This window comes from Desnuesiella massiliensis, from assembly GCF_001403615.1.
In the GTDB taxonomy this organism is placed as follows: Bacteria; Bacillota; Clostridia; order Clostridiales; family Clostridiaceae; genus Desnuesiella; species Desnuesiella massiliensis.
Genome location: NZ_LN879457.1, coordinates 329,773 through 355,428, shown reverse-complemented (window position 1 = coordinate 355,428; position 25,656 = coordinate 329,773). Strand labels below are relative to the sequence as shown.

Here is a 25,656-nt window from a genome sequence, read left to right as displayed (position 1 = left end):
CAAAATAACTGATTAATTAATTATTTTGCAACAGCTCCTTTCAGCTTTAATTACCATTCAATTGCTTAGATTATCTGATGATTTATAAATTCAACCCCTTACTCAAAACAGCTAAAACTTTGTCTGTACATTCTGCAAATTCCCGGATTTTTGCGACAATTTTATTACGTCTTTCCTTGTCTTGCAATGCTCCGAGTGTAATGTTGAAGCCTCCACCAATCGCTTCTAAATCTTCACCGTTCTGTTCATTCCACATAAGGCGCATTTTTTCATATAAGTTGCGAATTTCCCCTATTAATTTTAAATCAGGATTAAGCTCCTGTGCCTTATCTAAAAAATCAAGACAGCAGCTGCTATTTGTTGCCAGATTGCATACATATATGGTATACATCGGCCAATCATCGAATTCTTCTGGCTTCATATTATCAAATCTCCCGCTTTCAATGTCTGTCGCCCATGAACGGAAAGCCTCCGCTCCAAAACAATAACTCTCTGTTTTTGTTGTCAGAAGCTGATGTAATGTCAATATCCTGTTGCGGTAAATGTCTGCCAACTCTACATTCTTCCTCTTTTCTCCGACAAATACCCAACCGTTGCAGGCCTCCTGTCCAACTAAAAGCTTATCCGGAAGCAAATTGTTAAATGAAATCTTATCCGGTTCGGTCATGTCAGCGGTCATATAGAGCAAAGTCTTTCCAAAGTCTTCATAACCTACAAAGACGCCCCAGCCCCATCTGTTTCTGGGATTATTACCCCATTGATTAAAAATAACCGGTATGCCTTTATCAATATAAGCTATTAATGTATGCAGATACATTTCTTTATTATTTGACAGCTGTTTTATCGTAATAAAAGTGCTTGCATATCCACAAGCGGCAAAGACATTTTCGATATAATCAGTATTACCTTTGTCACTTAAAAAATAATCGGTCGCTCCATCACCGCGAAAACGGTCATATGAATAAACCTGCGCAAAATTATCGCCCGTCAGTCCCGCAAAAAAAACGTAGTTATAATCCTTTTCCCCCAAGCATTCCATCACATATTTTGCACATCCACTAAACCAGTAATTTTCGCCATAATGCATTGTAATGAGCTGGTGAATATTTGGTATTATGTTGTTGCTTTGTTTTGTACTCATAATAAGCCCTCCCTGTTTTATTTTAATTTTAGGTGTTGTTTTTAACTGAGAAACAGTTATTGCTCTGAAATATTTCTTTCCCTGTCCATCAGAACCGATTATAATTGTTTCAGGCTTTTGAAGATATAAATCAGAAACCATGTAGGGAAAATTCACTCCACAGTACCTTACTTCACCATTAATAACAACAGCAAAATGCTTTTCGCCCACAATCCACGTCAAAGTATTATATTCATTATATTTAATTCTCCCAAGCTTTGGATAGGTGAAATAATTCCCCAAGATAGGCTGATTAAAGCAAATCGCTTCCTTTGATAGCCTGCTGTCTGCTTTGTTTTCCATATTAATACCGAATAAATTATTTCCATGATAAAAACGGATACTGCCTTCGTCGCTTCCATAGCTAAAACGTTCACTCTCATTTTCTGCCTTAAATTCGATATCCACACGAAAAGGTATTTTCACTGAAACATTTGTTGAAAGCTTTCGTGTGGCTATCCAGCATATGTATTCCACCTCACCCGTTTCAAGTACTTCATAATGAGGATCATAAATGGGAGTAATTTCTGTCAAAGGAATGTTATATTCATACAGGACAGGATTTTCGTGTTCAATCTCAACAAGGTTTATATTTGAAATTTGTTCATTAGGGTCATAATGCTCTGCGTCAGGCAGCCGTCTTTTTACAGGCAGAAATATATTGATTTTTTCGCGTCTGCTGTCGGAAGAAATCACAGACTCCGCAAGGGATTCATGCCTTAAGCGCCCTCCGTGGCGATAGTCTACTTCATAATACGGATTATTATCAAAGCTATTTATCATTCTATGATGAAATGAAGCAATGTCATCCTCCACATAAACACTGCCGACAGCAAACAGGCCGCCCTCAAATTCATAGTCTGAATAAGGGCTGTCATTATTAAAATCCCTGTCAATATTCTGAATGATGACTGTCTGGACATTGTCCTTCTGATATTCAAACAGCTTGTGACTTCCGGGTGTTCCAAAGGGTATTCTGCTTTTACTTAGCCAGTCCCAGAAGCCGTCGACATCAGATATATCAGAGTCCTTCAGCTTTGACGAAAGGACACGCATAGGAGGTAAATCGATAATTATCAAATCCAGTGGAACCGACATTTTTTCGGAAAGATCTGAAAGTCTTTCAAAGCTAATCTCCTTTTCATTTTCACGAATTTCCTGCGCCTCAAGCTGTTTATCAATTTTTTCATACAAAAGCGGTAAGGCTGAAATATGCTTTATTCCACTTTTCAGCATAGCCTGCAAAAATTCATCAATAATATGCTTCAGATCTCTAAGAGCGTCAATTTCATTGTCTATAGCATTGATTCGGCTCACAAAACTTTCTACAAGCACAGTCATATCTTCACTTTCATAAATACTAATGATATCCTTTATAGGAATCTGCATTTTCCTGAGAACAATAATCTGCTTAATCCGTCCAATGTTCTCACTGTCATAAAACCGGTATTTTTCAAACTGCAACCGCACGCTTTGAACAAGTCCTACCTGCTCATAATAGCGCAGTGTTCGGGAAGATATACCGAGCTGATTTGTTAAATCAGTGATTTTTATCAACTTCATAAGTTCAACCTCCTTTCTGGATGATAATTCGATTATATCACTTGACCTTGCGTCAAAGTCAATATACCGAAATATGCGTAAAGAGCAAAGCCATTCCACAGCCAGACAGGATCTTCAAAGGAATAGTCAAAAAGGATTCTTTTTATTATCAGCCTTGCAAAGGAATATAACATTTTTTCTGTTTTTTAACACAAAAAGGGAGCGTTGTTATATAGATGAGTACTCATCTATATAACAACGCTCCCTTTGCTTTTAAGCTCCCTTTGGTTTCAAATAGAAAACTATTAATTTTCGTAGTATAGCCTATAAAAACTTTCTCGTTACCCTAGCTGTTATTACTTCTCCCAGCTGGATTAACCATAGAAGTAAGACCAGCATATTTCAACCTATCATATATAGACGCTGTAGGGATAAGCCAAACCTCTCCAGTTCCTCTAAATACATTAAGCAATCCTTCTCCACCAGTAGCTGTAGCCATTAAGGACTTTGAAGATTTCTCTACAGTGAAATCTATTCTGCCACTTCTTAATATGGCAAAGCTTCCATCTACCTTTAAGGTGTCATTAATTAATTTACATCTTATTATCTCACTAGGAGGTACAGGAACTTCCAAGGCTACAATACCACTGCCTGATAATTGGGTTTGAAACAGTCCCTCATTACCAAAGAGAGTTGAACTTAAGGATTTTTGCATGATAGCTCCAACCTCTACGCTATCTTCACAAGCGTAAAATATTCCATCATCAACTATAATTTGTTCATCCTCTAACTCTAGCAGTGCAAAATGACCAAAGCTAGGCTCTAAGAACATTTCACCAGTACCTTTGTATCTCGGTTTAAAGGTTTCTTCTCCTGTGACCTTATTAGCAAATATTTTTTTACCTAATCCCACTAAGCCTCCTATTTTATTATCCATTTCTATACTGCCCTTCATAAAATGCAGGGTACCTGCTTCGATTTTCACCACACCATCATTAAGAAGTATTCTAAGCTGCCTTAGCTTAATATTGGCATCCTTCATAAAGGATAGCATCACTGCGCTTTCTACGTCCTTCCCGCCTTTTAAGTCTTCATATTCTAATACTTGAAATATTACCTCGCTATTTCTCATTTCATCAATTTTTATCATGGCATTTTCTGAATTCAAATTACTTCTCAATGTTAATACCCCTTTCCTTATATATAGGTTGCAAAAATCTAAGTACATTTCTTTAGCTTCAAAATTCCTAGGGTCGAGCCTATTAAGCAGTGGAATTTTGCATCTAAGAAATGTAAGATTTTTATTGCAACATATATATCTCTAAATAAATTAGGGTTAGATAATCCTAAAAGGATAATCTAACCCTATACTTTAATTATATTATCTTACATATTCAGCGCCTTTTTCAAGAGCTTTCTTATTTATTTCAAAGAATTTTTCTTTACCATGAGCTCTTAAAGCTTCTAATAAAACATCCATAGATACGATGTTTGTTTTAGCTACTAATGCTCCTAATAATACCATGTTAGCAATAGTCTTATTTCCTAATTCAGTAGCTACAGTTTGAGCTGGTATTTTAATTACTTCTAAATCTGTTCTTTCTGGCTCTCTTGTAACTAAATCTGAATCTAATATTAATAATCCATTGGCTTTAATACCTTTTTCAAATTTATCTAAGGAAGGTCTATTCATTACAACTACAGTATCTGGTGCAGTAACTATAGGTGAACCTACTTGATCATCTGTTAAAATAACAGAGCAGTTTGCAGTTCCTCCTCTCATTTCTGGACCATAGGATGGTAACCATGAAACATTCATATTAGCATCCATTCCTGCATAGGCTAAAAATTTACCCATGGACAAAATTCCTTGTCCACCAAAGCCAGCGAAAATAATTTCTTGTGATGCCATACTATTTTACCTCCCCTGTAGTGTCTTTTTTAATACCTAGTGGATAGAAAGGTATCATATTATCTCTTAACCATTGTAAGGATTCTCCTGTAGATAATCCCCAGTTTGTTGGGCATATAGACAATACTTCAACCATGGAGAAGCCTTTTCCTGCAATGGCATTTTCAAAAGCCTTTTTTATAGCCTTCTTAGTTTTCATTACATTAGGAACATTATCTACAGATACTCTTTCTACATAGCAAGCTCCATCTAAAGTTGCTATCATCTCTGATACTCTTATTGGATGTCCTTGAGTTTTTACATCTCTTCCATAAGGTGAAGTTTCAGTTACTTGACCTGGTAATGTAGTAGGTGCCATCTGTCCACCAGTCATACCATATATACAGTTGTTTACGAAGATAGTAACTATATTTTCCCCTCTTGTAGCAGCATGTACAATTTCTGCTGTTCCAATAGCAGCTAAGTCTCCATCTCCTTGGTAAGTAAATACTACTGCATCAGGATTAGCTCTTTTTATACCTGTAGCTACGGCTGGTGCTCTACCATGAGCTGCTTGGAACATATCGCAAGCAAAATAGTCATAAGCAAGCACTGAACATCCTACAGGGGCAACTCCTATAGTCTTATCTACTACCTTTAGCTCTTCTAATACTTCTCCTATTAATCTATGAATTACTCCATGAGTACATCCTGGACAGTAATGAGTAGGTCTATCTAATATAGCCTTAGTTGGCTCGAATACTATTGCCATTATTTAGCACCTCCTACTATTGCTCTTACTTTAACTAATATCTCTTCAGGGTTAGGAACCATACCGCCTGATCTTCCATAGAAAGCTACAGGTTTTCTTCCATCAGAAGCTAGTCTAACATCCTCTACCATTTGACCGCAGCTCATTTCAACAGATAGATATCCATATTTAGTATTATCAACAGTTTTGTCGAAAGCTTCTACTGGGAATGGCCAGATAGTTATTGGTCTTATTAAACCTAGTTTTATTCCTTCTTTTTCTGCAAGCTTTATAACATTTTTGCATATTCTAGAGGTGGTTCCATAAGCAACCATTATTAAATCGCAATCTTTTTCGCAGTTAAATAGCTCATATCTTGTTTCATTTTTCTTGATTTCAGCATATTTTGCTTGTAAGTGCTCATTATGATGCTCTAATTCCTCTGGTTTTAAATATAAGGAGTTAATAACATTATGAGCTTTTCTTCCATTTAGTCCGTTGGCCGCCCAAGCTTTTTCTGGTAATTCCTTAGCAGGTCTTTCTTTAAACTCTACAGGCTCCATCATTTGTCCGAGCATTCCATCTCCCATAACCATTACAGGAGTTCTATATATATCAGCTACATCAAAAGCATCCTGAATAACGTCTACCATTTCTTGTATGGATGCTGGAGCATAAACTGGCATACTAAAATCTCCATGAGCTCCACCTTTTGTAGCTTGGAAATAGTCTGATTGAGCTGGTTGAATTCCACCTAGTCCTGGGCCTCCTCTTACTATGTTTATGATAACACATGGAAGCTCAGCTCCAGCTATATAGGATATACCTTCAGCCTTTAAGCTTATTCCTGGGCTTGAAGATGAAGTCATAGTTCTGATACCAGTACCTGCTGCTCCATATACCATATTTATTGCAGCAACTTCACTTTCTGCCTGTAAGAATACTCTTCCTATTTTAGGCATTCTCTTTGATAAATAAGCAGAAACCTCTGTTTGTGGTGTTATAGGATATCCAAAGAAGCACTTACAGCCAGCTTTAACAGCGGCTTCACCTATAGCTTCGCAACCCTTCATTAAAACCTTTTCTCCCATTTTTAATCCCCCTTCTTATTTTTCTACAGTAATAACTAAATCTGGGCACATTCTTCCGCAGGATGCGCAGCCTATACAATCTTTCATCTTATCCTCTGTTACAGTGGCTGGATGATACCCCTTTTCATTTAGCTTTTCTGAAAAAGTTATGATTTTTTTAGGACACGCTATGACACATTGCCCACAGCCTTTACATCTTTCTTCTCTGAAAGTAACTCTTGGCATATTTTTTACCTCCTTAATTTAAAACGATTACATCTAATATTTTTATATCTATCTCCAAGGCGGTTTCATATAAATATCTATACCAAACACTTCTTCACCATGGACTCTACCCTTTATATTATCAACTAAGTCTTTTCTACATACTGTAAACTTGTAAGGAATATTAAGCTTCTTAGAGAGCTCTGTTACTCCTTCATCCCCTTTGATAATATGCTCTACTTCTGTTTCATAAGATAGATTTGTATTTGATACAAGATAGCTTACCTTTAATCTGCTGGAAGCTTCTACAGCTCTTATATACTCTTCAGTACCTTGCTCATCACTGGTAAAGGGTCTCATGTTATTAACCACAAAGTACATATCATAGCCCTCTTCTCTAAAGTAACGATTATATTGTCCTAAAGCTATGGCCCCCATATCATCCCCACCTACATCAAATACCACTTCACTGGATTTGTCATTGAAGGCTGATAATACTTCTGCAGGCACCACCATAAGTTCTGCGTTAGAAAAATGAGGATTTGCAGAGATAACTCTTACTCCTTGAGCTTCTAACTCATCTCTTAAATCTCTTACGCAAAAATAAGGATTTACTATATCCAAATCTATTAGTGAAACCTTTTTCCCTTGTTTTGCAAGATTTAGAGCATAATTTATGGATATTTCCGTCTTGCCACTACCAAAGTGTCCTGTGAAAATCCTAATTCTACTCATATCTACTCCTTTCAAAGGCTTGACCTTTGAGTTAAAATAATTAACTATATATTAATTATATTATATAAATTGCAAGGGTACTAGCCCTAACAAGGCATTTTTGCGGTTTAAAATTCATATTTTTTTCGAAAGGTTACTGCGTATTTATATAGTAATTCTTAAATATTTTTATAATCTATTAATAGATATTTTTTTATTTACATTTTTTAAGCTATTTATAAATATTTATTGAAAAGCTCTAATACATTGCCAAGCCATTAAAAAAGGGTGTTTATAAGGGCACAATGTAAGAACTTTAGTGCAACCTATAGGAGGATGTGAAAAACATATGTGTTCTTTTTCACGGGCCGCTCTTGGGGCTCCACGCACGGTATAGGGAAACCTATAGAACACCTTTTTTCACATCCTCCTATGTAGTACCCCCTTTTGATATAGTAGAAATATACTGTTCTAAATTAATAATTTATCACCAACTCTGCCTATCATATAAGCTCCGATAGGTGCTGTAATAATTATAGATAGCACTGCAATGGCTAACATCACATCTCCAGAGGCCACCCCTAAGGATAATGGTACTGACCCTATGGCCGCTTGTACTGTAGCTTTAGGTATATAGGCTATTACGCAAAACAGTCTTTCTTTAAAGTTCAAGTCTGTTCCCGCCAAAGATAATATAACCCCTATACCTCTTCCCACTAATCCTATAAGCAAAATGATTATGCCTATAGTTCCAGCGTTTATAGCTACATTGATATTCACTTGTGCTCCTACTAAAACAAAAAGCAATATCTCTGCAAAGACCCAAATCTTATTAAATTTTATTGCTAACCGCTCTCCCACCTTAGGCAGCTTTTCTATTATTATAAAGCCTATGGTCATAACCCCAAGTAAAGCGGCTATTTCTATTTTGTTTTTTAATACATTCTCTAAAGCGCTTAATAATATGGAAATTCCAATTATTATTAATACCTTTTCCGTATCTCTTATATGATACTTTTTAAATACTCTAATCAATATGAGTCCACTAACTACCCCTAAGGCTATACCTAATAAAATGGATATAGGCACTCCAATTATCTTTACTCCTAGATTTACATGAGTACCGCTATATAGACCTAGAAAAGCAGAAAATATGGTTATGGCAAAGACATCATCAATGGAGGCTCCTGCTAATATCAAGGTTGGTATACCTTTCTTTGTCCCCAACCCTCTTTCCATAAAATGAAGCATGGAAGGCACAATTACTGCTGGAGAAACTGCCGCCATTATAAAACCTAAAATTCCGCCTTGAACAAAAGAAAAATTTAGTAAGTAAACAGAGGCTATAGCTATAAATATTCCTTCAATAACTCCTGGTATGCAGCTTAATTTTATAGCAGGTACACCTACTTTTGCCAGATCCTCTTTCTTTATTCCTAGACCAGCTCTTAACAATATAATTATAAGGGCTAGTTTTCTTATATCCGCGGATATGTTTATCAAATCCTGCTGAATCCAATTTAACCCGTAAGGCCCTAAGAGTATTCCTAAAAGCAGCATCCCAATGAGCCCTGGCAGTGACAGCTTTTTAGAAATATAGTTTGCAATAAGTCCCAAAATCATTATTATCCCTAAGCTTGTAATCATAATTTTCCTCCTTATGAAACCCATTAATATTAATTTGTCGCAAATCTAAAATAAAAAACCCCTACAGATACATATAAATAAACAATGTTTATCTATAACCTGTAGGAGTCATTAGCTACAAGAAATCTACCCTATAGCGATTATGGCGAACTCCATCGCCTTAGTATTAAATTTACTTCTTTATTTTATTATAATTTTACAAATAAATCAATTAATTATTTTTATTTATATAACTTATAGCCAATTCTCAAACCTTTTAATATATATATTCTTTATTAATTGTGTTAGTGTACAATAGCTTATTAAAATTAGTATTAACCATGGGAAGTAATTTAAAGGCAATTTTACAAAACCTATGGAGGCTCCAAAAGCTGTAAAGGGAATAGTTATCCCCAAAAGCATTATTGATGCTGTTAGTAATAGCACTGGTTTAGCAGCTCTGCTTTGTATAAAGGGAACCTTTCTTGTTCTAATCATATGAACAATTAAAGTTTGAGATAATAACCCTTCTACAAACCAGGCTGTTTGAAATAGTCCTTGCATTTTTGGAGCATTAGCCTTAAACACCACCCACATCAATATAAAAGTAGCTATATCAAATAAAGAGCTTATAGGTCCTATAAAAACCATAAATCTGCTTATATCTTTAGAATCCCATTTTCTTGGTTTTCTTAAATACTCTTCATCTACCACATCCCATGGAATAGAAGTTTGTGATATATCGTATAATAAGTTTTGAATCAATAATTGTATTGGTAGCATGGGTAAAAAAGGTAAAAATGCACTGGCAGCTAATACGCTAAACATGTTACCAAAATTTGAGCTGGCAGTCATTTTAATATACTTCATTATATTGCCAAAGGTTTTTCTTCCTTCAATTACGCCTTCCTCTAATACCATCAAACTTTTCTCAAGCAATATAATATCTGCTGATTCCTTAGCTATGTCCACAGCAGTATCTACGGATATCCCTACATCAGATTCCTTTAAGGCCGCAGCATCGTTAATACCATCTCCTAGAAAACCCACAGTATGACCTTTAGCTTGTAGAGCTTTTATTATTTTGGACTTTTGAAGGGGTGCTAGCTTTGCAAACACAGTGGTGTTTTCTACAAGATTAGCTAGTTCCTCATCTTCCATCTTCTCTATTTCAGGTCCTAGAAGCACCTGTTTTACCTCTAATCCTACTTGTTTACATATATTAAGAGTTACTACCTCATTATCTCCAGTAAGGATTTTTACATTTATGCCTGAAGCCTGTAAAGCTTTAATAGCTGAAGCTGTCGATGGCTTTGGAGGATCTAAGAAGCCTATATATCCAACTAGTATCATATCTGCTTCATCGCTTAACTCAAAACCAAAATAATCCTTAGGAAACTCTTTCCTAGCCACTGCTAAAACTCTCATGCCCTCGGAGTTTAATCTATAAACTATAGCTTTTATCTCTTCTTTTATTTCCGAGGTAATAAGCTGTATTTCTCCTTGATATTCTACATAACTACATACTGAAAGCATTTCTTCTACAGCACCTTTGGTTATCAAATGATGCTTCATATCTCCGTTTTCAAGTATTACGGACATTCTTCTTCTTACAAAATCAAAGGGGATTTCGTCTATCTTCTTGTATTTATTATCTAGGTACTCTAGATTGTTCTTTGCCCCATGCTCTAATACCGCTATATCCATTAAATTTTTAAGTCCAGTTTGGTGGAAACTATTTAAATAAGCATGTTTTAAAACTTCTATATCCTCGTTACCGTGTATATCTAAATGTCTTTCAAGCACCACCTTATCCTCAGTTAATGTGCCTGTTTTATCTGTACATAAAATATCCATAGCTCCAAAGTTTTGTATAGCACTGATCTTTTTTACTACAGTTTTATGCTTTGCCATAGTTACAGCTCCCTTAGCTAGGTTGCTTGTAACAATCATTGGCAGCATTTCTGGGGTTAACCCTACAGCTATAGAAATAGAAAATAGTAAAGCCCCCATCCAATCTCCTTTAGTTATGCCATTTACCAAGAAAACAAAGGGAACCATAACAATCATAAATCTAATCAATAGCATACTTACCTTATTTACGCCTTTGTCAAAGCTTGTTTCGCTTCTTTCTCCCACTAAGGCTTTTGCCATTTTTCCAAAATAAGTTTCCCCTCCCGTAGTAATAACCATAGCTTCTGCTGTTCCACTGATAACATTAGTTCCCATGAAGCAAATATTATCTAGCTCAAGCACATTTAACTCTTCTTCTAATTCGTCTTCTTCTAGCTTTTTATCAAATTGAAGCTTTTCTACAGGCTCTGATTCTCCTGTTAGTGAAGACTGTCCTACGAATAAATCCTTGGAGATTAGTACTCTTAAATCTGCGGGAATCATGTCCCCAGCAGAAAGCTTTACTATATCTCCAGGCACTAAGTTGTTCATGGAGATTTCTTTATATTCCCCTTCTCTTAAAACTGAAGCAGTGTTAGTTATTAATGCTTTTAAACTTTCTGCCGCAGTGTTGGATTTATATTCTTGAATAAATTGCAATACCCCTGAAATTATTACCATAGTAGTAATAACTATAACTGTTTTAAAACTTCTATCTTCTGGAGCTGCCATAACCACATCTGTTATTATGGAAACCATAGCTAGAGCAAAAAGTACTCCATTAAAAGGATTTAAAAAAGATTTAAGTAATTCTACAATCCAAATCTTCTTTTTTTCTTCTGCTATTTGATTTTCTCCATATTCCTCTATTTTCTTTTCTACTTCCTCTACACTTAGTCCCTTAATACTAGAATTGTATAATTTCATTAAAGTCTCTTTATTTGCTAATGAAGCCTCCACTAATTTTTCAGAAGCCTTAACTTCGCTATTATATAAATTTTCTTCCGCTTTCTTATTTATCATGGATATCTTTCTTATAAATTCTTGCAATATTTTTTTCATCTTAATCCCTCCCGTTTGCAAAATTCCTTCTTAAAGACAATAGAAATCAAAGGTCTAAATAATTACACCTTTTTTGAATAGTAAAAATTCATATTTTATTTTACTCATAGCTTTAAAACCTATAAAACTTTTATTTTTAATAGGTTAAAAAATAATTGATTTTTTTTAATGGAATTAAGCTATCTAAACGGGTGGTGAATAAAGATATGTTATATAATTATAGAATTGTAAATATGAATAAACTACTTACATATAAAATAGTTCATTGCTTGGCAAAGGAATAGAGATAATAGTATCCCGTTGCTTTATTATATAACTATATAAACCATATCTAGGTCCACCGCCCATACTACTACCTTCCATTTCCTTCACCTCCATAAACTAATTTTTTTAAAATATAAAAAACCTCTCCAAAAGGAAAGGCTCAATTACAAGTTCAATAACATATTAAAATAAATTAATATGCTTTATTCTACCTCGTTGAGTTTTAGCACTATATAGCTTTGAGCTTTAGCTCAGCTACGTTAGAAAAAGCCTTAATCCGGCAATTCCTGTTGACCCATTGGCATCTTTCGATATTTTTGGGCAGTAGCGTGTATCTATATAGGAGCCTCACCTAACATAATATATTTAATTCTAATTTCAATATGAGTATACCTCTTTATGACTATCCTGTCAACCAAAAAGAACCTATATAAATTTAGGTTCTTTTTGCTTTTTTATTTTTCTTATTTATATTCCTTAGCAGGCTCTTCTCCTGTTAATACTCTAAGAGCTCCTTCAGCTAAGGCTAAAAGCTCGTCTTCTCCTGGATAAACTACCACTGGTGCTATAAAGTCTACTCTTTCCTTAATGTAATCTACCATTCTCTTGCTGTAAGCTATTCCTCCAGTAAGAATTATAGCTTCAACCTTCCCGCATAACACGGCTGCACACTTTCCTATTTCCTTGGCTACTTGATATCCCATAGCATCATATACTAATGAAGCTTTAGCATCTGTAGAATCTTGTACTTCTCTAGCATCATTGGTGTTTAGGTAAGCTACAAAGCCGCCTTTTCCGTTTATCTTTTTCTTTATCTCATCTAGAGTATATTTTCCGCTAAAGCATAGCTTTACTAAATCGCCTATTGGAACTCCACCGCTTCTTTCTGGTGAAAATGGTCCTTCTCCATCTAAAGCGTTATTTACATCTACTATTCTTCCGGCTTTATGAGCTCCTACAGAAACTCCGCCTCCCATATGAGCTACTATTACGTTAGTATCTTCATATTTTTTACTATTTTCCTTAGCATATCTCTTAGCTACCGCCTTTTGATTTAATGCATGGAATATGCTCTTTCTTTCAATTTCTGGCATTCCTGATATTCTTGCTATATCTTCCATTTCATCTACTACTACAGGGTCCACTATAAAGGCTGGAACACTTAATTCCTTAGCTATCTCATTAGCTATAATTCCACCTAAATTAGAAGCATGTTGTCCTTGTACGCCAACTTTTAAGTCCTCTAGCATCTTGTCATTTACGGCATAGGTTCCACCTTCTATGGGCTTTAAAAGTCCTCCTCTTCCTACTATAGCATTTAAAGTTTTAATATCTATATCCTTTTCTTTTAGTACATCTAAAATAACATTTTTTCTAAATTGAAATTGGTCATAAATATGTTCATATTTAGCTATTTCCTCAGAAGAATGTCTTAAGGTTTCTACTAATATCGCTTTTTCATCCTCGTAAACACCTATTTTGGTTGAAGTAGAACCGGGATTGATTATTAATAATTTAAATGACATTTTGATACCCCCACTTTATTTATTTTGCCGCAGCAACTAATGCTGCTAGAGCTATAGAATTCACCTTAGTTTCAAAGCTATCTGCTCTTGAGGTCAATATAACTGGTGCTGAAGTTCCCACTAATATACCACCATTTTTAGAATCTGTTGTATAAGTTAAGGTTTTATACATTACATTTGCTGAATCTATATTAGGTAAAAGCATTATATCTGCTTTTCCTGCCACTGGTCCTGAAACTTTTTTGTGAGCTGCTGCTTCCTCAGATAAAGCATTGTCTAAAGCTAAAGGTCCGTCTACTATACATCCCTTTATCTGTCCTCTGTCATTCATCTTTGACAGAATTGAAGCATCTACTGTAGCAGGCATATCTGGATTAACTACTTCTACTGCACAGATTGGAGCTACCTTAGGCATGTCTATTCCTACTGCATGAGCAACCTTAACAGCATTGTTTAATATATCTATTTTAGCCTTTAAATCTGGATACATATTAAAAGCTGCATCAGTCATAAATATTAATCTATCAAAAGCTGGTATTTCAAATACTGCTACGTGAGACATTAGCTTTCCTGTTCTTAGACCTACTTCTTTATTTAATACTGCTCTTAAAAAGTTAGCTGTATCTACTAATCCCTTCATTACCATGTCTGCTTTTCCTGTGGATACTAATTCTACAGCTTTTAAAGCAGCCTTTGAAGGATTTACCTCGTGTATAACTTCGTATAAGGATAAATCCATACCTAGCTTTTCTGCTATAGCTTTTATTTCATTTTCATCCCCAACTAATATAGCTTCTGCTAATCCCTTAGCCTTTGCTTCTTTAATAGCTTCTAATACTGGTTCATCTTGTGCTACCGCAACTGCTACCTTTTTAATTTCTGATGATTTAACTTTTTCTAACACTTCATTAAAGCTTCTAACCATTAATGTGCACCTCTTCTTCGTAGATTTTTGGATTTTCTTCTCCTTTGATTATTCTTAAAGCTCCTTGAACCAAAGCCAGCATCTCATCTTCTCCTGGTACTAACTCAATAGGAGCTATAAAACCCACCATTTCTGACATCCATTTTACAAGTTTTTTATTATGAGCGAGTCCCCCAGTTAATATAATGGCATCTATTTTTCCACTTAATACTGTGGACATAGCTCCGATTTCTTTAGCTATTTGGTAAGCCATGGCATGGAAGATTAATTCTGCCTTCTTGTCTCCCTCTTCTATCATCTTATCAACAATTCTACCATCATTAGTTCCTAAATATCCTACTAAGCCTGCTTCTCCTACCATCTTCTTCTTCATTTGAGCATGGGCATACTTACCACTAAAAGCAAGCTTGGCTATATCTCCCACAGGAAGTCCCCCTGCTCTTTCTGGCGAAAATGGACCATCTTCATTAGCATTGTTAACATCAACTATTCTTCCATTTTTTATAGGAGCTACAGAAATTCCTCCTCCTAAATGGGCTACTACATAGGAACCCTCTTCAAATTTTTTGTTAGTTTTTTCACAAACTCTTCTAGTTACAGCTTTGATGTTTAGAGCATGTACTAAGGACCTTCTTGGTATTTCTGGCATACCTGAAATCCTAGCAATGTCCTCTAATTCATCTACTGCTACAGGATCTACAATAAAGGCTGGAATGTTTAAATCTGTTGCTATATTTCTTGCTATGATTCCACCTAAGTTCGAAGCGTGTTGCCCTTGATAACCAACCTTCAAATCTTCAACCATTTTTTCTGTGACTAAATATGTGCCACCAGGCATAGGTCTTAATAGACCGCCTCTTCCCACTACTGCTGCAATATCTTTCAGGTCAATATTTTGATCCTTTATCCAATTTAGGATAACTTCTGTTCTCATATCCTTTTGGTCGTAAATGTTTTCAAATTTCTTTATTTCTTCTGAACTATGAGATAGATTTTCTACAGCTATACATTCTTCTCCCTTATATATAGCTATTTTAGTAGAAGTGGATCCAGGGTTAATGGCTACTATGTAATCCTTTTTACTCATATATAGCATCCTCCATGCATATTAAATTTTCACCCATGTTTATATTGTAACAAAGATTTTTCTGAAAACACAAGTTTTCAGAAAAATCAAATGAAGGGTTTGAATTCTTTCATGATACTTTCAGCAACCTTTAAACCATCCACAGCTGCCGACACAATGCCTCCAGCAAATCCAGCCCCTTCTCCAGCGGGGTATAATCCCTCTAAGGAAATGCTTTGAAGCCTTTCATTTCTTTCAATCCTAACAGGAGCTGAAGTTCTAGTTTCAATACCCATAAGCAGGGCATCCTCTGTAGCAAAGCCTTTTATCTTTTTATCAAATTCCACCAGACCCTCTTTTAAGGTTTCTACCACATAGCTTGGAAGACATTCTCTTAAATCTCTGAATTCACAACCTGGTCTATAGCTTGGTGCAATAGACCCTAATTTTTCACTTACTCTATCCTTTAGAAAATCCCCAACTAGCTGTACAGGAGCCATATATTTGCCTCCTCCAAGCTTAAAAGCTAAACCTTCATAATGCCTTTGAAATTCCATTCCACTTAAAGGTGAATTTCCTCCAAAATCCTTTGGTCCTACAGTTACCGCTAAGGCTGCATTAGCATTATCCTTATCTCTTCTATAGTTACTCATTCCATTAGTAACTAATCTATTTTCTTCCGAGGAAGCAGCTACTACTTCTCCTCCAGGACACATGCAAAAGCTATATACGGCTCTACCTGTAGCTTTACTAGTGTGAGTCAATCTATAATCCGCTGCCTTTAATCTTGGATGTCCAGCATACTTCCCATATTGGTTCAAATCTATAAGGCTTTGTTTATGCTCAGCTCTGACCCCTATAGCAAAAGGTTTAGGTTCCATATGTATTTGTGACTTATGAAGCATTTCATAGGTATCTCTAGAACTATGGCCAATAGCTAGAATTAAAGCTTCACATGGAATTTCCTCATTATTTACTGTGATAGCTTTTATTTTACCATTTTGCTCTTTGATCTCTTCTAATTTACTGCTAAATAATATTTCTCCACCTAATTTTATAATTTCTTCTCTTATGTTTTTTACCACTTCTTTTAATATGTCAGTACCTATATGGGGCTTGCCCATATAAATAATCTCTTTAGGTGCTCCTCCTTTTACTAGTTCTTCTAAGATAAAGTCGCATCTAGTGTCCTTTATCCTTGTAGTAAGCTTTCCATCAGAAAAGGTTCCTGCTCCCCCTTCTCCAAATTGTACGTTGGATTCTAAGTTCAGCAAACCTTCTTTCCAAAACCTTTCTACACTTAGAGTTCTCTCCTCTACTCTTTCTCCTCTTTCAATAACTAAAGGTCTATAACCCTTCCTTGCTAGTAATAAAGCTGCAAAGATTCCTGCAGGTCCCATACCCACCACTACAGGTCTATGATTTAATTTTTTCTCTCCATAGCTAAACTTTTCATTATAAACTACTTCCTCTAGCTTTACATCTCTATCATTGATTTTTGCCACTAGTCTTGCCTCATTATCACAGCTTATATCTACACAATAGTTAAACTTAATAGCATTTTTTCTTCTAGCATCTATGGATTCTTTAACTATTTTAAAGTCTTTAATGCTTCTTATATCCATGTTCAGCTTTTTTGCTGCTTTTCTTTCCAAAAGCTCTAAATCTTCTTCTATATCTAAAATTAAATTATTTATTCTAACGCTCACAATAAAACCCTCCTAAGGCTTTTGTTCTTAGTATACGCTATTTATTGTATCACATTCTATGGAAAAAATGCGAAGCATTTTTAGCCCATAATTAGTTAATATACTCTAGAATTATTTTATAATATTTTCATTTTAATAATAGTATTATATTGACAATAGTGTATGTCACACACTATAATAAAAATGAGGTGATTTCATGAATTCAATAGATGAATTAGTTAGTTCACTTATTGTAGAACTGAGACGAGGGACTCTAGTGCTTTCTGTGCTTAGCCAGCTTAACAATCCAGAATACGGCTATTCCCTTGTACAAAAATTAGAAGAGAAAAATACGTTAGTTGAGGCAGGGACATTATATCCTTTACTACGTCGCTTAGAAAAGCAACAACTTTTAATAAGTCAATGGGATACCACCGAAAGTCGCCCAAGGAAGTTTTACGTTTTAAGCCCCGAAGGAAAGTTAGTGTATCAACGCTTAAAAAGTGAATGGAAATCAATTTGTATTCAATTAGAACAATTATTGTTGGAGGATGATGAGAATGGAACTGATTGATCGTTATTTATATGCTGTGACTTCCCATTTGCCCGAAGATATACGTGAAGATGTAAAAAGAGAACTTCAGGCTAATATAGAGGACATGCTACCTGAAAACCCATCGGAATCTGATATCCGAGAAGTACTAAAAAAGCTTGGCAACCCAGCTAACCTTGCAGATGAATATAGACAAGTAAAAAGATATTTGATAGGTCCTGGCCTATATGATCAATATTTGTCTGTGCTTAAATTAGTTATAAGTATTGCTTCAATGGTATTTGCGTCCATAGCTTTAATGCAAGGTGTTATAAACTCCCCTATTCTTGGAAGCCCAGTTGAAGTATCTATTAAGCTTTTTACAAACGCACTAGCAGCTGTTTTTGAAGGAATAATACAAGCTGCTTTATGGGTTACTTTAATCTTTGCCATACTTGAGAGAACGGGAATAGATAAAGGTAAACTGCCCTTTACTAAGAAAGATTGGTCTCCAGAGGATTTACCATCCTTGTCTGAAATAAAAAAGCTGAAAATCTCCCGTAGTGAAACTGCTATCTCCATGATTTGTATAATATTCTTCACTTCACTATTATATTTCAATCCCCAGCTTATAGCTTTATATACTAAAGGTCAAAATGGTCTTGCCACGGCGGCGCCCTTGTTTGTCACTGAATGTTTAAATAACTATATTCTGATAATTGTTTGTCTTGCACTTGTTGAGTTTAGTATTTTAATCTACAAATTTATTGCAACGCGATGGAGTATCCCTCTAGCCATTGCTGATGCTGCTCACAATATTTCAATATCTATTCTTGTCTGTGTAATGGCAACTGATAACTCTTTAATAAATGAAAATTTCATATCAGAATTTTCTAATTTAACTAACCTACCTCTTTCTCAAATAAACGAGATAACATTTAAGGCCCTTTGGGGATTTGCTATTGTTTTCGTCATAATTAACCTGTGGGAGAGCATTAAGACATTTGTTAAACTGAGAAAGTAAAAAAGGGTCTATCTCAAAACGGAAATTAATTTCTATTTTGAGATAGACCTTTGAAACTTATTCTCAAGCTTTTTCTTAGAAAAAGTCTCCTTAACTAAGCACTATAAATTAAAATATTTATATCTTATTTCTCTTAAAGTATGAAGTATGAAGTAATTCATGGGCTTTTTCTCCATGAGGCTCTCCAATAAATTCATCATATAGCTTCTTAATATAAGGATTTTGATTAGATTTTCTTAAAGTCTTTCCTCTATCTTCTTTGTATATACCCTCTGCGCGCTTTTTAATAATGTCTAAGTCTCCCTTATGATAAGGCTGACCGCCGCCGTCTATACATCCGCCTGGACAAGCCATTATTTCTATTAGATGATATTGGCACTTTCCTTGTTGAATGTTTTCTAGTATCTTTCTAGCATTACCTAAGCTGCTGGCTACTGCTACATTTAATTCTATGTCTCCCATTTGAATCTTAGCTTCTTTAATACCTTGGAAGCCTCTTAAATCATGGAATTCAACCTTATCTAAGGATTCTCCTGTGTAGAATTCGTAAGCAGTTCTAACTGCAGCCTCTAAAACTCCTCCAGTTACTCCAAATATTACAGAAGCTCCTGTACTTTCACCTAAAGGATTATCAAAGTTCTCGTCCTCTAAGTTTTCGAAGTCTATTCCTGCTTCTTTTATCATCCTTGCTAGCTCTCTTGTGGTAATAACTATGTCTACATCCTTTATGCCTTCTTCATTTTCTAATTCTGGTCTTGATATTTCATATTTCTTAGCTACGCAAGGCATTATGGATACCACCGTTACATCCTCAGGATTTATCTCCATCTTTTGTGCGAAATAGCTCTTAGCTACTGCTCCTAGCATTTGATGAGGAGATTTACAAGTTGATGGTATATCTATAAGTTCTGGGAACTGATGCTCAAAGAATTTAACCCAAGCAGGACAACAACTGGTTAGCATTGGCAACCTTCCACCATGCTTAACCCTATGAATAAATTCTGAAGCCTCTTCAATGATAGTTAAGTCTGCTGCAAAATCTGTATCAAAAACTCTATCAAATCCTAATTTTCTTAGGGCACTTACTACTTTACCTGTAACTATAGAACCGGGCTCCATACCAAATTCCTCACCAAGGGCTACTCTAACAGCTGGCGCAACCTGAACCACTACAGTTTTGCCTTCTGTATTTAGTGCTCTCCATACCTTAGAGATATTATTTACTTCTGTTAGGGCTCCTGTAGGACAAACTGAAACACATTGTCCACAGAAGGTACATACTGTTTCATGTAATGGACTATTGAAAAAGGGAGCTACTACAGTATGGAAGCCTCTATCTACTCCAGATAGCACATTTACTGTTTGCACTTCACTGCACATGGTTTCACATCTTCTGCAAAGTATACATTTATCTAAGTCTTTAACTATAGACTTACTGGAATGATCCACACCAAAATTAGTCTTCTCGCCCTTAAATCTTATATGTCTTATGCCTAAGTCTGCTGCTAAGGACTGCAATTCGCAATCTAAATTCTTTTCGCATAATAAGCAATCCTGCGGATGATTAGACAAAATCAATTCAACTACAGTTCTTCTATATTTTATAGCCTTTAAAGTATCCGTCTTTATTACCATACCATCGTAAACTGGGGTGGCACAGGCTGGTACTAGCTTGCCATCTGCTTCTACCATACATACACGGCAGGAAGCTACCTGATTAACCATTTTAAAGCTATGAAGATTCAAATGGCATAAAGTAGGTATTTTTATATTTAATTCTTTTGCTGCATCTAAAATGGAGGTTCCTTTTTCCACCATTATATTTTTTCCATTTATATTAACCTTTATTAAACTCATACTTACACCTCACCTTTAAGCTTTAATTATGGCAGTAAACTTACATTCTGCCACACAAGCACCGCATTTTAAGCATTTTTCCTTATCTATTACATGTCTTTCTTTAACTTTTCCTGTAATAGCTGAGGCTGGACATATTCTTGAGCATCTAGTACATCCTATACATTTTTCTGTTATGAAGTATTCAACTAAGCTTTGACATACCTTAGCTGGACATTTTTTGTGTTTTACGTGAGCTTCATATTCATTCATAAAATATTTTAATGTGCTTAAAACTGGGTTTGGCGCGCTCTTTCCTAAGCCACATAGTGAAGTTTCTGTTATAACCTCTGCCAGTTCCTTTAAATCTACTAAATCCTGCTCTGTACCTTTTCCTTCGGTAATCTTTATAAGCATTTCATGTAATCTTTTATTTCCTATACGGCAAGGTGTACATTTTCCGCAAGACTCATCTACAGTAAACTCTAAGAAAAATTTAGCTATATCTACCATGCAATCATCTTCATCTAATACTAGCATTCCTCCCGAGCCCATCATAGAGCCTATGGAATTTAAGCTTTCAAAATCTATAGCCAAGTCTAAATATTTATCTGGAATACAACCTCCTGAAGGTCCACCGGTTTGTACAGCTTTAAACTTCTTATTATCAGGTATTCCTCCACCTATATCGAAGATTACCTCTCTAAGAGTTGTACCCATTGGAACTTCAACTAGTCCTACATTATTTATTTTTCCACCTAAAGCAAATACCTTAGTACCTGCAGATTTTTGTGTTCCGATATTTTTGTACCATTCAGCTCCATTATTGATAATGGCAGGTACATTAGCAAAGGTCTCTACATTGTTTAAGCAGGTGGGTTTTTGCCATAATCCTTTTTTAGAGGAACTTGGCGGTTTCATACGAGGTTCTCCTCTTTTTCCTTCTATAGAGTGCATTAAAGCTGTACCTTCACCACATACGAAGGCTCCTGCTCCATATTTTAATTCTATATCAAAGCTAAAATCAGTACCTAAAATATTTTTACCTAATAAACCTTGTTCCCTAGCTTGTTCTATAGCAATTCTAAGTCTATCGATGGCTAGAGGATATTCTGCTCTTATATAAATATATCCTGTATCAGAGCCTATAGCATATCCACATATGGCCATGGCCTCAAGAACGCTATGAGGATCTCCCTCCAATACAGATCTATCCATAAAGGCTCCTGGGTCTCCTTCATCCGCATTACATATTACATATTTCTTATCAGCCTCAGCTACTTTAGTAGCCTCCCACTTCTTTCCTGTAGGGAACCCTGCTCCCCCTCTTCCTCTTAGTCCCGACTCCTTCATTAAGGAAATAACCTCTTCCTTAGTCATAGAAGTTATAACCTTTCCTAAGGCTAAATATCCCTCTGCACCAATGCATTCTCTTATATCCTCTGGATTTATAATACCGCAATTTCTTAGTGCAATTCTCATTTGTTTTTTATAGAAAGGCATATCTTCGCTTTTACTTATTTTTTTATTTTCGTTTCCGTTATCATATAATAATCTATCTATAATTTTTCCCTTTAATAAATGCTCGTTAATAATCTCCTCAGCATCCTCAGTGGTAACCTTTACATAGAAAACATCATCAGGCATTACCTTAACTATAGGCCCTTGAGCACAAAATCCAAAGCAGCCTGTCATAGATACATTAACTTTGTCCTTTAATCCTGCTTTTTCAATTCCATCACATAGGTTTTTAATTATGATATCACTATCTGAAGAATGACAACCAGTTCCTCCACAGACTAATACTTCCTTATATTGAGTATTGCTTCTTAAAGTTTCATAATTTACTCTTAAGTCTAGTAAGGATTTATATTCCTCGCTTAAAGCTTTAAGCTCATCTATTGAATTAATTTTAACCATATGCATATCCCCCTAATACCTATTTGTACTGGTCCAATATTTTTTCTACATCATCTACAGTGGCATTACCATATAATTTTCCATCTACAGTTAAAACTGGAGCTTTACCACAAGCACCTATACATCTTAAAGCTTCTAAGGTATACTTCCCGTCTGAGGTAGTTTCTCCACATTTTATGTTTAATTTCTTTTCGAATTCTCCTAATATTTTTCCAGCACCCTTAACAAAGCATACAGTCCCTAAACAAATGCTTATAACATGCTCCCCTCTAGGCTCTGTGGTAAAATAGGAATAAAAGCTCACTACTCCATAGACTTTAGAAGCAGGTACATTAAGCTTTTCACTGATAAATACTTGTACCTCTTTTGGAAGATAGCCAAATATATGCTGAGCTCTATGCAATACTTGTATTAGTGCTCCTTCCTTTGATGGTAAGTCATTAATATACTGTCCTAGCTCTTTGAATTTCTCTTCAGATAAACGATTATTCATTAAAAAACCTCCTATAGCTTACCATATATAAATTACTCTATATATTGTTAAATTAATAACAGCATAATGATTATAACATATAAAGTCAATTAAATAAATTCAAAATTGGGCTAATGTTGTCATTTTTCTAAAAATTCTTGAGTTTATTGCCATATTATTTCATTTTAGTGCTTATAGCTTTAGCTTGCATTATTTATTACCTAAAAAAAACTCTCTGCTAAATTTAAACAAGTTACTTTTAAAAATTATTTAAAAGATGGTTTGTTAGTTAGTAAATTGACAATTTCTTAGTGAAATTTTTTCTACAATGAAAAAGGCGTTTTGCATGAATTAATTCAATACAAAATGCCTTTTATGCTCGTCTATTTTTTTGATATAGTAACCTTTATTTTCTCTGGAGTAAAGCTAATAATAGTTACTCCTTCCTTGGCTTTAATCTTAGGAGCTAAGTTAAATTCTCCTTCTACCTGACCCGACAAATCAATAGTAGGAATTAAATCTTCTTCTTTTAAATCATTTATCAAGCTTTCAGGCCCTTGTATTACTATAGAAATTTTATCCTTATCCAATACGGCCTTTAACTGTTCATTTAAATTTGTTAAGGCTATGGTTCTGGATATGGTCTTTTGAACTATAGTCTCTACATTTATTTTTACGTTAATAATATCCTTACTGTTTACTAAGGTTACATTTTTAGGTACCACTAGCTTTACTGCTACCTCTTTAGAAGAATTAATAAGTGATAAATCTATAGGCTCCGTATCTATAGAATTTATATTTCTTACAGTAGCATCATCTCCTGCTATGTCTATCTTAATTGGTATGGCATCAATAGACTTTAATAAGAAGCCTTTGTTTAAAGTTCCCTTAGTTTTAACGTTTATATCCACAGTCTTTGCCTTTTTAACAGGTATAATCACATCTGCATTTGTTGGATTTACTTTCACCTCAAGAACATCTCTAAACGCCTCATCTACAGCTTTAAGGGGCAAAGTAAGAGATATATCGCTATCGGCATTTTTAAAGCTTCCTTTTGCTAAAACCCATTTAACAGAATCCACATACTGAGCTGGTCCACTAACTAAGGCATTGGTAGGTTTTACTATAGGATCAAAGGAATAAAATCCTGTTTTTGTTGAAGTATCTGCATCTAATTTTATTGGCACACTTTTTTCTATAAGATCATCTAGAATAACCTTCACCATAAGTCCTTCATTCTTCACATTAACATTAGGTGGGTGCTGAAGTATGTTTACAGGTATCTTATTTTCACCCTTTTTTACAGCATATACTCCTAGATCCAACTCTACCTTAAACTGTTCTGGTTTTGCTGCGTAAACTTCAGAAGCTGGTCCCTCTAAAGATAAGGTAACAGTAAAATTTTGACCTGGCAGAATAGTAAGCTTTGAATTAGCTAACACATCGGAGTTTAAAATCTGTACCGGTACATTAGATAATTTGTTAGTTTTTATAGGATTTTCAACACTATATATATAAATCCAAAGCCCAAAGGATATAATTAAACAAGCTATCCTTATGAGGATTTCTTCTCTTTTTTTCTTTTTATCCATAGCTTCACCCTCTCTCCTAGAGTCAACACTTTAGCCTGCCTATATTTCATAATTCTTATAAGAATATCCTTTAACTTATCCTTATCATAATTTCTTGTAAGTCTTCCATTAGCTGCGAGAGATATAGTTCCAGTTTCTTCTGAAACTACTACTAATAATGCATCAGATACCTCCGATAATCCTATGGCAGCTCTATGCCTTGTTCCTAGTTTTTTATTTATATCAGTGTTGCTAGTCAATGGTAAAACGCAGCCAGAGGCTATTATCCTATCATTTCTTATCACCGTAGCTCCATCATGTAAAGGGGTATTAACCACAAATATGTTCTCTAAAAGAGCAGAAGATACTATAGCATCTATTTTCGTACCATTAGATATCACTTCTCCTAGACCTGTATTTTGCTCAATGGCAATAAGTGCTCCAGTCTTGCTTTGAGATAGGTTATCCACTGCGTTTACAATTTCTGTAATAACCTTTTCCATAATCTCTTCATCCTGAAGTATGTGCTTATCATTAAAAGCACTTCTTCCTAAATGCTCTAAGGCTCTTCTTATTTCAGGCTGGAAAATAATTATAATAGATAGAACCCCAATGGTAATGGTTCTGCTTAATATGGTGTATACCATGGTAAGCTTTAAAAACCAACTAATAGGCATAAGCATAAGTATGAGAAGTATACCCTTTAAAAGTTGTTCTGCCCTGGTTTCCTTTATAAGCATATAGGCTTTATAAAAAAAGTATGCTACTACTAATATATCTAAAACCGATATTATAGATATGTTTTTAACGGTATTTATAAATAAGTTCAGTATATCCAAAAGCTTCACCCTCTAAAAATAAGTTAGGCCCCTAAAAAA

20 protein-coding genes and 2 riboswitches are annotated in these 25,656 nt (G+C 35.0%); of the genes, 2 read left to right on the top strand and 18 right to left on the bottom strand.

Features of this window, described 5'->3' with window-relative positions; genetic code table 11:
* Window positions 1-82: 82 nt before the first annotated feature.
* The 13 genes from BN2665_RS19650 to BN2665_RS19590 all read right to left on the bottom strand — a co-directional run bounded on the left by BN2665_RS19650 (window position 83) and on the right by BN2665_RS19590 (window position 17,444).
* Window positions 83-2,743: a MerR family transcriptional regulator gene (locus BN2665_RS19650; protein WP_055668815.1), complete on the bottom strand. Its 2,661-nt coding sequence runs from the start codon at window positions 2,741-2,743 to the stop codon at window positions 83-85.
* A gap of 325 nt (window positions 2,744-3,068) precedes the next feature.
* A complete protein-coding gene (locus BN2665_RS19645; RefSeq protein WP_055668814.1) occupies window positions 3,069-3,902 on the bottom strand; it encodes an AIM24 family protein in 834 nt (277 codons plus the stop codon).
* A 201-nt stretch (window positions 3,903-4,103) separates the two neighbouring features.
* Window positions 4,104-4,634 carry a 2-oxoacid:acceptor oxidoreductase family protein gene (locus BN2665_RS19640; protein WP_055668813.1) on the bottom strand — a complete coding sequence of 177 codons (531 nt, stop codon included), beginning with the start codon at window positions 4,632-4,634 and terminating at the stop codon, window positions 4,104-4,106.
* Window position 4,635: 1 nt separating this feature from the next.
* Window positions 4,636-5,385, bottom strand: coding sequence for a thiamine pyrophosphate-dependent enzyme (locus BN2665_RS19635; RefSeq protein ID WP_055668812.1), 750 nt, complete (start codon window positions 5,383-5,385; stop codon window positions 4,636-4,638).
* Entirely contained in the window at window positions 5,385-6,455 is a 1,071-nt protein-coding gene (locus tag BN2665_RS19630; RefSeq protein ID WP_055668811.1) for a 3-methyl-2-oxobutanoate dehydrogenase subunit VorB, read from the bottom strand. Before BN2665_RS19630 ends, BN2665_RS19635 begins: the two co-directional genes overlap by 1 nt.
* Before the next feature lie 15 nt (window positions 6,456-6,470).
* Window positions 6,471-6,680: a 4Fe-4S dicluster domain-containing protein gene (locus tag BN2665_RS19625; protein WP_055668810.1), complete on the bottom strand. Its 210-nt coding sequence runs from the start codon at window positions 6,678-6,680 to the stop codon at window positions 6,471-6,473.
* Window positions 6,681-6,728: 48 nt separating this feature from the next.
* Complete coding sequence (locus tag BN2665_RS19620; RefSeq protein WP_055668809.1) at window positions 6,729-7,394, bottom strand: nucleotide-binding protein; 666 nt, start codon at window positions 7,392-7,394, stop codon at window positions 6,729-6,731.
* A gap of 450 nt (window positions 7,395-7,844) precedes the next feature.
* Window positions 7,845-9,020: a cation:proton antiporter domain-containing protein gene (locus tag BN2665_RS19615; protein ID WP_055668808.1), complete on the bottom strand. Its 1,176-nt coding sequence runs from the start codon at window positions 9,018-9,020 to the stop codon at window positions 7,845-7,847.
* 95 nt (window positions 9,021-9,115) lie between these two features.
* Window positions 9,116-9,189, bottom strand: a riboswitch (Fluoride riboswitch).
* Between the two features lie 65 nt (window positions 9,190-9,254).
* Window positions 9,255-11,915 carry a magnesium-translocating P-type ATPase gene (mgtA, locus tag BN2665_RS19610; protein ID WP_055670016.1) on the bottom strand — a complete coding sequence of 887 codons (2,661 nt, stop codon included), beginning with the start codon at window positions 11,913-11,915 and terminating at the stop codon, window positions 9,255-9,257.
* A 505-nt stretch (window positions 11,916-12,420) separates the two neighbouring features.
* Window positions 12,421-12,585: riboswitch (M-box (ykoK) riboswitch) on the bottom strand.
* A gap of 97 nt (window positions 12,586-12,682) precedes the next feature.
* Window positions 12,683-13,744: a butyrate kinase gene (buk, locus tag BN2665_RS19605; protein ID WP_055668807.1), complete on the bottom strand. Its 1,062-nt coding sequence runs from the start codon at window positions 13,742-13,744 to the stop codon at window positions 12,683-12,685.
* A 19-nt stretch (window positions 13,745-13,763) separates the two neighbouring features.
* Entirely contained in the window at window positions 13,764-14,669 is a 906-nt protein-coding gene (ptb, locus tag BN2665_RS19600) for a phosphate butyryltransferase (protein WP_055668806.1), read from the bottom strand.
* Window positions 14,662-15,756: a butyrate kinase gene (gene buk / locus BN2665_RS19595; RefSeq protein WP_055668805.1), complete on the bottom strand. Its 1,095-nt coding sequence runs from the start codon at window positions 15,754-15,756 to the stop codon at window positions 14,662-14,664. The genes ptb and buk (BN2665_RS19595) overlap by 8 nt, the downstream gene beginning before the upstream one ends.
* A gap of 86 nt (window positions 15,757-15,842) precedes the next feature.
* Window positions 15,843-17,444, bottom strand: coding sequence for an NAD(P)/FAD-dependent oxidoreductase (locus BN2665_RS19590; RefSeq protein ID WP_055668804.1), 1,602 nt, complete (start codon window positions 17,442-17,444; stop codon window positions 15,843-15,845).
* A gap of 196 nt (window positions 17,445-17,640) precedes the next feature.
* Between BN2665_RS19590 and BN2665_RS19585 the strand changes: the two genes are divergently transcribed.
* Window positions 17,641-17,997 (top strand): PadR family transcriptional regulator, encoded by a 357-nt coding sequence (locus BN2665_RS19585; RefSeq protein ID WP_055668803.1) that lies wholly within the window; start codon window positions 17,641-17,643, stop codon window positions 17,995-17,997.
* Complete coding sequence (locus BN2665_RS19580; protein WP_055668802.1) at window positions 17,984-18,979, top strand: HAAS signaling domain-containing protein; 996 nt, start codon at window positions 17,984-17,986, stop codon at window positions 18,977-18,979. Before BN2665_RS19585 ends, BN2665_RS19580 begins: the two co-directional genes overlap by 14 nt.
* A 117-nt stretch (window positions 18,980-19,096) precedes the next feature.
* Here the strand turns inward: BN2665_RS19580 and BN2665_RS19575 are convergent, their stop codons facing one another.
* From BN2665_RS19575 to cdaA, 5 genes are all read right to left on the bottom strand, one after another.
* On the bottom strand, window positions 19,097-20,836 hold the full coding sequence (locus BN2665_RS19575) for an NADH-dependent [FeFe] hydrogenase, group A6 (RefSeq protein WP_055668801.1): 1,740 nt from the start codon (window positions 20,834-20,836) through the stop codon (window positions 19,097-19,099).
* A 15-nt stretch (window positions 20,837-20,851) separates the two neighbouring features.
* Window positions 20,852-22,735, bottom strand: coding sequence for an NADH-quinone oxidoreductase subunit NuoF (locus BN2665_RS19570; protein WP_055668800.1), 1,884 nt, complete (start codon window positions 22,733-22,735; stop codon window positions 20,852-20,854).
* Window positions 22,736-22,754: 19 nt separating this feature from the next.
* Window positions 22,755-23,228, bottom strand: a complete 474-nt coding sequence (gene nuoE, locus BN2665_RS19565; protein ID WP_055668799.1) for an NADH-quinone oxidoreductase subunit NuoE — start codon at window positions 23,226-23,228, stop codon at window positions 22,755-22,757.
* A 362-nt stretch (window positions 23,229-23,590) separates the two neighbouring features.
* Window positions 23,591-24,799, bottom strand: a complete 1,209-nt coding sequence (locus BN2665_RS19560; RefSeq protein ID WP_055668798.1) for a CdaR family protein — start codon at window positions 24,797-24,799, stop codon at window positions 23,591-23,593.
* Complete coding sequence (gene cdaA / locus BN2665_RS19555) at window positions 24,763-25,617, bottom strand: diadenylate cyclase CdaA (RefSeq protein WP_055668797.1); 855 nt, start codon at window positions 25,615-25,617, stop codon at window positions 24,763-24,765. Before cdaA ends, BN2665_RS19560 begins: the two co-directional genes overlap by 37 nt.
* Window positions 25,618-25,656: the final 39 nt, after the last annotated feature.